The organism is Peribacillus frigoritolerans (genome assembly GCF_001636405.1).
GTDB classification, from domain to species: Bacteria; Bacillota; Bacilli; order Bacillales; family DSM-1321; genus Peribacillus; species Peribacillus frigoritolerans.
Window position 1 is genome coordinate 3,681,543 of the sequence record NZ_KV440950.1, and the last position, 11,244, is coordinate 3,692,786.

Annotated in this window: 11 protein-coding genes; 1 reads left to right on the top strand and 10 read right to left on the bottom strand. The window is 36.2% G+C overall.

Translation table 11 applies throughout. The features are described 5' to 3' along the window. Nucleotides 1-74: 74 nt before the first annotated feature. From A6755_RS17490 to A6755_RS17525, 8 genes are all read right to left on the bottom strand, one after another. Complete coding sequence (locus tag A6755_RS17490; protein ID WP_063591484.1) at nt 75-662, bottom strand: cupin domain-containing protein; 588 nt, start codon at nt 660-662, stop codon at nt 75-77. A 404-nt stretch (nt 663-1,066) separates the two neighbouring features. Continuing rightward, nucleotides 1,067-2,695, bottom strand: a complete 1,629-nt coding sequence (abc-f, locus tag A6755_RS17495; protein ID WP_063591485.1) for a ribosomal protection-like ABC-F family protein — start codon at nt 2,693-2,695, stop codon at nt 1,067-1,069. Between the two features lie 447 nt (nt 2,696-3,142). Next, complete coding sequence (locus A6755_RS17500; protein WP_063591486.1) at nt 3,143-4,012, bottom strand: cation diffusion facilitator family transporter; 870 nt, start codon at nt 4,010-4,012, stop codon at nt 3,143-3,145. Nucleotides 4,013-4,203: 191 nt separating this feature from the next. Beyond that, on the bottom strand, nt 4,204-5,217 hold the full coding sequence (locus tag A6755_RS17505; protein WP_063591487.1) for a sensor histidine kinase: 1,014 nt from the start codon (nt 5,215-5,217) through the stop codon (nt 4,204-4,206). Beyond that, nucleotides 5,214-5,885: a response regulator transcription factor gene (locus A6755_RS17510; RefSeq protein ID WP_034315343.1), complete on the bottom strand. Its 672-nt coding sequence runs from the start codon at nt 5,883-5,885 to the stop codon at nt 5,214-5,216. Before A6755_RS17510 ends, A6755_RS17505 begins: the two co-directional genes overlap by 4 nt. 18 nt (nt 5,886-5,903) lie before the next feature. After that, nucleotides 5,904-6,869 (bottom strand): alpha/beta fold hydrolase, encoded by a 966-nt coding sequence (locus tag A6755_RS17515; RefSeq protein WP_063591488.1) that lies wholly within the window; start codon nt 6,867-6,869, stop codon nt 5,904-5,906. Nucleotides 6,870-7,027: 158 nt separating this feature from the next. Then, nucleotides 7,028-7,579, bottom strand: a complete 552-nt coding sequence (locus A6755_RS17520) for a dihydrofolate reductase family protein (protein WP_063591489.1) — start codon at nt 7,577-7,579, stop codon at nt 7,028-7,030. Between the two features lie 72 nt (nt 7,580-7,651). Beyond that, entirely contained in the window at nt 7,652-8,497 is an 846-nt protein-coding gene (locus A6755_RS17525) for a nucleotidyltransferase family protein (RefSeq protein ID WP_244889687.1), read from the bottom strand. Between the two features lie 206 nt (nt 8,498-8,703). Between A6755_RS17525 and A6755_RS17530 the strand changes: the two genes are divergently transcribed. Continuing rightward, nucleotides 8,704-9,030, top strand: coding sequence for an antibiotic biosynthesis monooxygenase family protein (locus A6755_RS17530; RefSeq protein ID WP_063591490.1), 327 nt, complete (start codon nt 8,704-8,706; stop codon nt 9,028-9,030). Nucleotides 9,031-9,569: 539 nt separating this feature from the next. Here the strand turns inward: A6755_RS17530 and A6755_RS17535 are convergent. Next, complete coding sequence (locus A6755_RS17535) at nt 9,570-10,127, bottom strand: GNAT family N-acetyltransferase (RefSeq protein WP_063591491.1); 558 nt, start codon at nt 10,125-10,127, stop codon at nt 9,570-9,572. A gap of 148 nt (nt 10,128-10,275) precedes the next feature. Next, nucleotides 10,276-11,025, bottom strand: a complete 750-nt coding sequence (locus tag A6755_RS17540) for a class I SAM-dependent methyltransferase (RefSeq protein WP_063591492.1) — start codon at nt 11,023-11,025, stop codon at nt 10,276-10,278. Nucleotides 11,026-11,244: the final 219 nt, after the last annotated feature.

Genomic DNA, 11,244 nt, shown 5'->3' on the forward strand with positions numbered 1-11,244 from the left:
TCAGCCAATCGGTCAAAACCCTATCTGCATACTTTTGCTCTATATATACCTTTACTTGCTGGAGCATATACGATCTATTGCCATAATCGTTGCACTTCTTCTGCAGTCACTGCATCTGCTTCGGTAACATGAACAGTACCAAATGGATGATTAGGAGGAGCATATATCGAGTAAAGCTTTAGAGGAATATTACCTGTATTGGCTACATTATGCCATGTGCCAGCAGGTATCATTATTGCATAATCATCATAGACGTTTCTTACAAAGCTTAAATTATCCTTTCTATTGCCCATTTGAACAACCCCTTGACCTTGTTCAATACGTAAAAATTGGTCAACGTTTGGGTGAATTTCTAAACCAATATCTTCACCAACTTTAAGACTCATCAATGTAACTTGCAAATGTTTTCCTGTCCATAAGGCGGTACGGTAGGTTGTGTTTTGTTTCGTACCCTCATTGATATTCAATACAAATGGCTTAGGTCCATAATCTTTTACCTCAATATTATTTCTTCCATTTGATGATTGTAAATAGCCCAAATGGTTAACATTATTTACACTCCAATAATTAGGATTTCTTAAATGGTTATACATTGGTTCATTAACATAATAAGGATTTTGATATTGATAGGGATGTGGATGGATATAAGGAGCATAGTACATTTTTCTCAACCCTTCACAGTTTATAAAATTATCATATGCACTTGTTAAGTGAATGTACTTGAAACATAAAAAAAGCCCTTACTCAGTAAGGGGCTTAGATTTTGCAGGAACAAATCAATGATAGTGGCTTTGCCAGCATTCTTATCAACAGAAAAATTTCTGGCCTTTTGGAACTTATATTAAGCTGACTCTGTACTCTTTCCACATATAGTACACACCTTTTTCAACAGTAACGATGTCTGCCTTAATCTTAGCTTCCCATAGCCATTTAATGATCAAGTTTCCATTTGATCTCCAATCAGGATGAATTTACCTCAATCCTTTTTATTGGTCTTTTAATAAATGTAAAATAAACTAAATCATAAAGGCCCTCTCGATTGAGAAGGGCCTTTTATGGTTTGCACTTATTCTTCAAGCTCTTTTTTCTTGTTCAAGAGTTGGAGGTATTCCCTATCCAATTCCGCTTTTTCCTCTTCCTTCATAACACTGGACAGTTTACCAAGTGTCTCGATGATTTGCACTTCAATCATAAGAAGCTCAGCCTGTTTATCATCAAGGCCATCCTTGCGAGTGGCTGATTTTGTTGATTCCTTATTTATAGCACATACTCTCGGAGGTTCTTTTTCAAATGAAAGTAAATGTGTTGCAAGCGATTGGATCAATGAACGATCATGAGTCACAAAAACGATCGTTCCTGGATATGCTTTTAACACTTCTGTTAAAGCCTCTTTAGTATGAATATCCAGGTAATTTGTAGGTTCATCCAAAATCAGTACATTATAGTTTCCCAAAAAAACTTTTGCTAGGGAAGCCCTGACTTTTTCCCCACCGCTTAAAAGTGATACTTGTTTGTGAACGTCATTTCCTTTAAAAGCTAATCGTGATAAAAGTGTACGAATAAAGGCTTGATTGTAGGGACTGTCCTCCAATATATTTTCGAGAACCGTTTTACTTTCATTTAAATTTTCTTGTTGTTGGGCAAAAAATCCAATCTTTGCTGGCATCGCGACATATAAATCTGGGTGCCTTTCCACTATCTTTTTCAATAATGTCGTTTTACCTGAACCATTTTGACCATTGATGGCGAGTCTGCAAGCTAAGGGGACATCTCCGAAAATATGTTGTTTCAGCACTCGTGACCCGACTTTCAGGGAACAGCCATTAAATCGAATGACCCTTTTGCTATGCAAAGATGGAAATTCTGAAATATCAAAGATGATGGGGGGATCTTCCCTCGGTTTTTCTTTTTTTGCTAATTTTTCGATTCGGGTTTCGATCGCTTCAGCAGAACGGTTCAATTTCGCCTTCTGTTTCCCGGAGCTCCGTTTATGCAGCCTTGCTTCTGAATTACCCATTCGTTTAGGGGCTTTCCTAATTGAATCGGATTTGGCTTGGAGGTTTTGTGCAGCCTGTTTCAACCGGTTCTTTTCACGGGTATACTCTTCATATTGCTTATTTTCCTTTTCTGTTTTTGCCTGCTTTTGTTCTATATACGCTTCGTAATTCCCTTCATATACCGTTACCTTGCCTTGCTCAACTTCCCATATTGTTGTACAAAGATGATTCAAGAATGCTTTATCATGTGAAGTAAGCAAAATAGCGCCTTTAAAAGATTTTAAATCTTTTTCCAATTGTTCAATTCCGAATATATCCAAATGGCTGGTAGGTTCATCCGCGATCAATACATCCGCATTGGAGGAAAGGGCTGCGGCGATTTTTCTTCGGGTTCGTTCACCGCCGCTTATGATTTCTTGATTCTCATCGGGCAGTTTCCATATACTCGTTAATACCCCGCTTATTTCTTGTTCAGTTTCTTCCATCTGCGGGATATAGCTGACTGTTCCATAGCTCTCGATATGACCGGAATCGGGTTTCCTCACTCCCGCTAGTATAGAAAGCAGGGTCGTTTTACCTTCTCCATTCCTGCCAACCAAACCAACACGGTCATGACTATATAGATGAAGTGTATCAACAGAAAGAACTTCACGGCTTCCGTAGCTTTTCTTTAAATCATTCGCTTTTAAAAATAACATAAAAAAATCCCCCTCCATTTTTCTAGAGAGAGATCGCCTGTTACTAATATACATAAACCAAATATACCTCATCTGATTGGATATCAGAAAAAGTAGTTGTATATGAATTAGTACCTATAAACGAACAGACGCATCCCATCTCTAAACATAATCATTAAAAATCTCACATGGGTATCTAAAAAGATTCTTGTTCAAATTAAAAATGAATTCACTTTACTTACCGAAAATCCGGTAAGCAAACAAAGTGACGGCTTATTTGCATTGAACATATCTAACCGATTACACCCATTGAAATTGATTCAGATTTACTGTTTATTTGATAAGATTACTGCTTCATTGTATAAGGTACCTTTTCCTTCCAATGTAATGAATTAATGATTGCATATTATTCATATGTTTGTAAAGCAGATTTATACCTTTTTTGTTCATTCATAATGAAAGAGAGAGTTAATTGGGCTCTACATGGACATGAACATCATACACTCCATGATCTTTCATCATCACTTTTTCTACATGTGTCGCTATATCATGTGCTTCTTTAATATCCAAGGTAGAATTGACAAGGATCACAACATCAATCACTTCATTGTTCCCGTAATTTCTTCCTTTAATTTCTTTTATCCCCTTGACTCCATCTACATTTGTAATTACATCCTTATATAGATGAATTTTATTTTCATCAAAACCGTCAGAAAGTTCATGCGAGGCTTGACTGAATATATCCCAGGCTGTTTTGCATATTAATAATCCAACAATGATGGCCGTAAGGGGATCAAGCCAAGGCATGTTTAATTGGGATCCGAAAATCCCTATAGCTGTTCCTATACTTACCCAAGCATCGGAAATATTATCTTTCGAAGCTGCCATAACGGCTTTACTGTTAATTTTCATAGCAAGCTTTTTATTATATCGGTATACAAAATACATGGCTATTGCTGATAAAACACCTACATATCCGGCAATAATGTCAGGTGAATCCTCTCGACCTTTAAGCATGGAAGCAACAGCATCTATCAATACTTGTACACCAACGGCAAACATGATAAATGAAGCTACCATTGATGCAATCGTTTCACTCTTCCAATGACCATAACCATGATCTTTATCGGGGGGTCTTTGAGCTAGCCTTAAACCGATCAGTACGGCAAGGGACGCGATAATATCAGTCGTGTTGTTCAACCCATCCGCTTTTAAAGCCGCTGAGTCGCTTATGTATCCGATAGCCAGCTTCATGATTGATAGACAAATATAAGCAATAATACTGATGATTGCACCACGTTCGCCTAATTTGAGGTCATTATATTTTTGTTCTTCCATTCAACTTCCCCCCACAATTAAGTACCTGAATATCATAACAACTTAAAAATGGGTGGGTCTATAGCAACCTTTTTGTATCGCTTTATATAAGTAAGTGATAGATAACTATGTTGCATATGGCAAACTATCTGAAAAGAATGATATTAATGAATCCCTGACGAAATCCCCGGATGTCATCCCCGCAAAATATCCTAATTCAAACGGGATTCAAATGTATTTTCGACTGTAAAACTAAATAAAGTTCCGCTTTCATTAGATTCCAAATTATATTTTATATATAATGTCTTAGCTATATCCTCAATTATTTTTAAGCCAAGTCCCTTACTTTTACTTTCGATATCAAAACCAATTCCATTATCCTTGATACTGACCACATTATTTTCAATGGTTATCACAAGTTTATCAGCCTTCGAATGGTTTAATACATTTTGAAAGACGTTATCGAATAACCTTTGCAGCCACAAGTCATTACTCATCCATTCCAACTCTCCATTTAAAGGATGATATATTAATTCAATACCATGCATGTTATACAAATAGCCCCATTTTTTAACCATCATTTCTAACAAAGCGTGCATATTCACTTTATCATTCAAGATATAAGAATTATCTAATTCATCCGTGGATTGAATATTATATTCATTTGTTAATTCGGAAATATAATTTATTTGTTGATATAGTGATTGTAATAGTGGAGCTTGTTCCGTATATTGGCCTTCTAAATAAAATAATTGTAATCTTACTGCTGTTAAAGGTGTATTGATGTCATGCCTTAATTTATTTAAGAGTTCCTTTTTCATTTCCTCTTGTTGCTTTAGTTCCAATTCCCGATAGGTCGTTCTTTCAATTAGTAAGTTTACCGATTTAGTTAATTTCCCGATTTCATCATTGCTATTAACCTCTAATTTATTCGGAATCTCCTCATCACTGGCTAAATTCCTGATGGTTTCATTCAATATATTTATTTTATTTAATAGTGAGTTAATAGATTTGGAAAATAAGAAAGCTAACAATGATAATGATAAAATGAATACTCCCAGCATTGTAGGATATGCAAAAGATTCATGAAAAGGAATGTCATCATTTTTAGTTTTAAAGGCCCAATCATATATTAGTGACATAAGGATACTGATCATCAGTAATATACATGGCACGCTAATGACGGCACTAAATAACAATAGCTGGTATTTTCCCTTTAATTTCATTTCTTTATATAGGTATTCAATCTATACCCTTCTCCATATATATTTTGGATGATTTCACCTGTGTTATCATTGATTTTAGTTCTTACTTTTTTTATATGTACATTCATGATATTTTGATTCCTATCTTCGAGCTGCCATAAATATTCAAAGAAATGTTCTTTCGTTAAAATCCGATCCCTATTTTCATATAAATAGAAAAAAATTTTACGCTCTATCGCAGTAAAAACCACTTCATTATGCAAGTCATTATTAAATACCTTCTTATGTTCGGCATCAATATATAAATGTTTAATTTGTGCGAAAGTACCATATTGATTTTCCAGCAACTTCTCCATTCTTAGTAATAGCTCCCTGGGATCAAAAGGCTTAGTCATATAATCCTCACCAATTTTCAAACCTTGAAGTTTGCTATCCATATCATTTCGGGCAGATAGAAAAATAACTGGAATATTCAATCCTAGACTTTTTAGTTTCTTTGTAATTTGATAGCCATCATCTCCTGGCAGCATAACGTCCATAATGACTAAATCGATCTCATTGATGATATCATTAATATCTTTTCCTTCTTTTATCCAACATACATTGTACTCTTCGCGTTGCAAAATTTTTTTCAGTAAATCACCAATCATCCAATCATCTTCAACAATCAAAATATTATATCTTTTCATCACAAAGCCTTTCTTCATTCATTTGATAAATTCCATGGAAAGATCATATATTTCATCAGGAGCGTATAAATAAATGCTGTGCGTCCCTTTCAGTTTTATTACATCCCCTTTTAATAGTTTCTCTGCAAAATCCTCATAATCTTCTTTTTTTTGTTTTGTATATTTTGAATTTTCATTTTCATCGGCTATCGCATCCAAAAATAAAATGGGTGTATCTTTTGGTATTGGCAAGTTAACTGATTTTTTACCATTATTGTAACTCTGTAAAAGTTCTTGCTCCATATCATCATTAAAAAACTGTTTATAAGATAGTGTTTTATACATTTCCTTTTCATGGTCAGTCAAAAATGATTGCCGGATCACTTCGGGATTATAAACAGCAGAAGGTACAAGACGGTGCAAACCCATTTTCGTTAAAAGATTCAATCCTTTTACTGTCAATGAATCAACCATGCCCATTTTATGAGTCACATATTGGTGCGGTAAACCAATATCCAAAGCAATAATTCCCTTTACTTCACTTGGGTATTTTTGTGCCCAGTAAATAGCCTCAATACCTGATACCGAGTGTGGAACCAAAATATAAGGAGGTTTATTTCCACTTTCCATTAACGATTTCCTGCTTTGTTCCAATATTGTATCGATATCCCTATCATCATGAAAAACATCACTGTATCCATATCCAGCTCTTTCAATGACTGCAATCTTATTTTCTTTTGCAAACTTACTATATAATCCTTTCAATTCATAAACAGGAGCAGCAATTCCGGAACCGGACATAAAAACGTATGTATCCTCACCGCTGCCTTCCGTATATACATTAATTTCTTTGTTATTAAAATCAACGGGTGTTCCTTCACTGATTAATGATGATTCCTTTCCCTTTTGATAATTATGGTAAATAAAAACAGCCATCGCTACAAATAAGATCATAGCAAAGAAGGTAAAAAATATATTCTTTGATACTTTTATTATTTTTCTCATATAGAAAACTCCTTTCAAGTTATACTGAAAGGATATATGTTAATAATAAATTTCTAATTAATTTTCTTTGTATATTTTCACTAAGAAAAGTTTAACTTTTAATGACCAGTGAATTTCATTAGAAAAAGGCTGCGCCAAAGCAGCCCTCTACCATATTCCTACGTATAAATAATATTATATGTCGGTTTAATCACACCGTTTGGGAATTGTTTCATTTCAACTAAATCCAATTTTAGACTTGGCTTAACACTGCCGAAAAGAGGAATGCCTTCACCGATTATGACTGGATTCACTTTAAGCACCAATTGATCAATGAGTTTGTGTTTCAATAACGTTCCAGCCAGTTCTCCGCCCCCGCAAAGCCATAGCTTTCCGTCACCTTGCTGTTTGAGGTTTTCAATAAACGCAACGGCGTTTCCCTCGATAAGCTCTACCTCCTCATTCGATTCAAACTGAAGGGAGCTCGAGAATATATAATGTTTCAAACCCTTATAACCTGGTTCACCCGGTTTGGCTCCGAATTGAAATCCAAATTCATATGTTTTACTTCCCATCAATACCGCTTCATATTGCTGGATATCGGATAAAAAGTCCGGGACATGCTCTCCTTCAAATAAGAAAAAAGAATGATTGATATCCCCTTCCAACATTGCTTGGTCGGCAATGAAATTATCCAGTGAAACGGCTACATGATATACCAATTCTGCCACTTGGCATCCCTCCAAAAGTGATTACACATTTTACGCGAACAAAGAGTGTGCCATAACCGATTGTAAAAGGTATCAAATAGCCATATCGATTATTCTTTTGATATGGTATTCATTTGTTTCGACACCCAATTGAGTACAAAAGTATTCATTTAGTCTGAGGAATTCTGGGATCATACGTCTCAACGTTTTAATAATTTCATTTGAATTGCGGCCACAATCCCAACTTTCCAACAGGGATAACTGCTTTCCAGCTAATTTACTTCTATTGCCCTCGATTTTTGTCCATGCTCCATAGGGGACATCCATATGTTGTTCCATTTCCATATACCAACCAGACACAATCAGCCACCGTATCCTATCAAGATTGGATAGTGCATATAACATTTCCCTTCTCATAACGGCCCTGTAGGTTTCATGGACAAATGCAAGCAGCTTTCCTCTCCAATGCTCAACTTCATCAGGTGTAGGTCTATACACTTTCTCTGCCGATTCTTTTATAACAGGACTCATAATATTAAAAGGATCATAGATGACTTCTACCTCTTTTAACCAGATGGAGGGAACAATTTCCTCAGGTGCATGATACCAGCTATCCACTTTTACAAAGGTATTATAATGAGTGACGACATACTGTGAATAAGGATTGCAGTCTTCATGAAATGAAACATCTCCCCAATTATTGGCTCTATCCCTTTTTCCTTTTAAAAATTCTGCTTTACGTTTTGGAATAACAATGGTGTGCAAATCTATATCGGAGTATTGATCATCGTTTCCTTTTGCTAATGAACCAGCAATGTAAATAGCCAAAACATCAGGATCTGCCGATAAATCTTTTAATGCATTTTCCAAAAGAATATCGCGTTGTTTCGGTAAATATGCATCTCTTTTTATATGTTTGCTAACGAATCCCGCACACAAGACCATCTCCTTTTTTTGTAAAACCGTCAAAGTAATATATATTCGTGAATTAGAATAAAATCCCTTTAGCAGTATTGCCGTTTCATATATATATTGCTTCTTACCGCATTGTTTTCTTTGCCGAGTACCCGCTTTATCGCGAATCTATCCATGCATCTTCCGATATGATATATTTTGAATAATAAGTTAAAAGGAGGCATCATTTCATGTTTTTTGCAAATACCCCCGAACCGCCCTATTACGCTTGCATTTTCACTTCCCAAAGAAGCGATAAGAATGCCGCAAGCTATAATTCAACCGCTGATTTCATGGATGAACTTGCCGCTCAACAAGATGGCTATTTAGGAGTCGAAAGCGTAAGAGATCAAAACGGGTTAGGAATTACCGTATCCTATTGGAAGTCCTTGGATGCCATAAAGCTTTGGAAGGACAATGCCGCTCACAAAAAGGCACAAGAAAAAGGTATGAAAGATTGGTACTCGTCATACACCACCCGAATTTGTAAGATTGAAAGAGATTATACAAGCAAATGAGTAAACTAAGATTTATGAATATATAGTTATAAAAAAAACCGCTCTACTATTTTGGGTTAGTAAATTCGAACGTTGATTTCCATTCCAGGCACTCGCTTTCCGCGGGCGGTCCGGGAGCCTCCTCGGCGCTCTTCGCGCCTGTGGGGTCTCCCTTGGTCGCGCTTTTCCCGCAGGAGTCTCGTACCTTCCATTTCAATCAACTAGAATTTTTTTCACTTTAGGATGTTCATCCCAAACCAAAAAGACTAATTCCCATTATGGATTTTTACTGTTTTGTGAAACTCTTATTAAATTCGACAATTTCACCATACCCTTGGAGTTACTTTCAGATACCAAAGCCGCTTGCGGTTAGAACTTTTTTTAACTGAAATCAAACTAGTTTTCCATTGAGTTTGTCTTCAACATGAGACCGCTAAAATCCCAATTGGTAATCATCCCCTCAGTTAAATCGTAAAAGGGCTTCGGGATGAGTGCATTCCGAAATCCACTTTTGTCGACAAACAGGGACCGCTTCTTAAACGATCTTCACAATGAATTAATTAAAAGGAAAAGCCGTTAAGATCTTCTTTTATGAGTGAGTACATGTATAAATCATCGAATTTGCCACGGGTATATTCATAATGCCTAAGAAGTCCTTCTCTTCTAAATCCTTGTTTTTCCACTAGTTTTTGGGATGGGTGATTATCAGGTTCAATTAAAGCTTCAATCCTTTCCAGGTGAAAGTGGCGATAACCATACATAACAACTGCTTCCAATGCTTCACTCGCAATGCCTTTTCCCCAATGTTCTTTACTTAATTCATATCCAATTTCAGCACGATGGTGTTTGGTTACCATATTCAGAAAACCACAACTTCCTATAACCTTACCGGAATCTTTTAATGTAATTCCCCATCTAATTCCCGAACCCTTTTCGAATATGGATTCATACCACTTAATTTCATCCCATACATCATTTACTGTCTCGAATGGATCTAACCCCATTGGCTTCACCACATCTGTATCAGATAGATATTTAAACATGTCACCCGCATCTTCCAGTGTCACTTCCCTTAATATCAATCGATTGGTTTCAATAACCGGAAAAACCTTCTCCATCCAATTTCCCTCCTCCAAACTCCCATTTCCATATTTAACTATTTAATCATTACCTAATTAAAGTCGATAATCAACGCTTAATTGCATAGAAAATTATGATGGTAAATAAAAAGGCGTCCCTACTTTCGTAGAAACGCCTTTTTTTCGTTTACTTCATTATTTTCGGTTCCTTTACTGCTGAGATCATTAAAAACATGGGCCTTCGATTTTCATCTTTCATTTCAGGAACACTTTTTAACATGTCATCAGAAGGCATCGGTTCCTTTACTGCCTTTATGCTGAAACCAGCACCAATCAAGTCAGTCATATATGTTGAAATCGTTCGATGATACTTTACTACGTTTTCGGTTAAGAAGGTTGTTTCTCTCACACCTTCGTACTGATAGTTGTCAACTGGCCAATGCATATGATTTCCGTGATCATCGTCATACCAAGCTTGTTCATTTCGAGAAGTGAAGATTGGATGTTCAACCGAGAAAACAAAAGTGCCTCCAGGCTTTAAACAATCATGGACCTTTTTGCAGATTGCCTCATATGACTCAATGTAATGAAAAGCCAAGGAACTGATAACCACATCAAATTCAGAGCCGGAAAAATCGATATCTTCAATCGGCATTTTAATATATGAAATACAAGGGTCATCCGTTTTTTCACGTGCTCTTTGAAGCATATTGTCCGAAATATCGACACCAACGACGGAACTTGCCTGTTGCTCACGGGCAAATCGGCAATGCCAGCCGAAACCGCAGCCCAAATCAAGTACCGTTTTATTACGCAGATTTGGCATTAGCTCTTTTAATACATGCCATTCTCCGGCAGCTTCGAGTCCTTTGACCGATCGTGGCATTTGCTCATACGCAGAAAAGAAATTTGCATCATCATATTTGTTTTGTTTCATAATCATACATCTCCTAAAATTCAAGATAGCCTCCTAAGATTAATACCACATCTATTACAGGAGGCTACCTATCTCCTTCTCACCATTTTTTTCACCTCATTATCTTGATGGTTCACTGTCCTAATACTAACACATTGCTTGTTTTCCTACCCTCCCACCTAAAGAACAAAATACTTCAAATTAGTTGTTATCCTTGATTTCAAATTGTAGGCATTAGGC

Bases quoted from the DNA above. Each gene is read 5' to 3' on its own strand.
- A6755_RS17490 (WP_063591484.1), bottom strand. From the start codon at position 662: ATGTACTATGCTCCTTATATCCATCCACATCCCTATCAATATCAAAAT.
- abc-f (WP_063591485.1), bottom strand. From the start codon at position 2,695: ATGTTATTTTTAAAAGCGAATGATTTAAAGAAAAGCTACGGAAGCCGT.
- A6755_RS17500 (WP_063591486.1), bottom strand. From the start codon at position 4,012: ATGGAAGAACAAAAATATAATGACCTCAAATTAGGCGAACGTGGTGCA.
- A6755_RS17505 (WP_063591487.1), bottom strand. From the start codon at position 5,217: ATGAAATTAAAGGGAAAATACCAGCTATTGTTATTTAGTGCCGTCATT.
- A6755_RS17510 (WP_034315343.1), bottom strand. From the start codon at position 5,885: ATGAAAAGATATAATATTTTGATTGTTGAAGATGATTGGATGATTGGT.
- A6755_RS17515 (WP_063591488.1), bottom strand. From the start codon at position 6,869: ATGAGAAAAATAATAAAAGTATCAAAGAATATATTTTTTACCTTCTTT.
- A6755_RS17530 (WP_063591490.1), top strand. From the start codon at position 8,704: ATGTTTTTTGCAAATACCCCCGAACCGCCCTATTACGCTTGCATTTTC.
- A6755_RS17535 (WP_063591491.1), bottom strand. From the start codon at position 10,127: ATGGAGAAGGTTTTTCCGGTTATTGAAACCAATCGATTGATATTAAGG.
- A6755_RS17540 (WP_063591492.1), bottom strand. From the start codon at position 11,025: ATGAAACAAAACAAATATGATGATGCAAATTTCTTTTCTGCGTATGAG.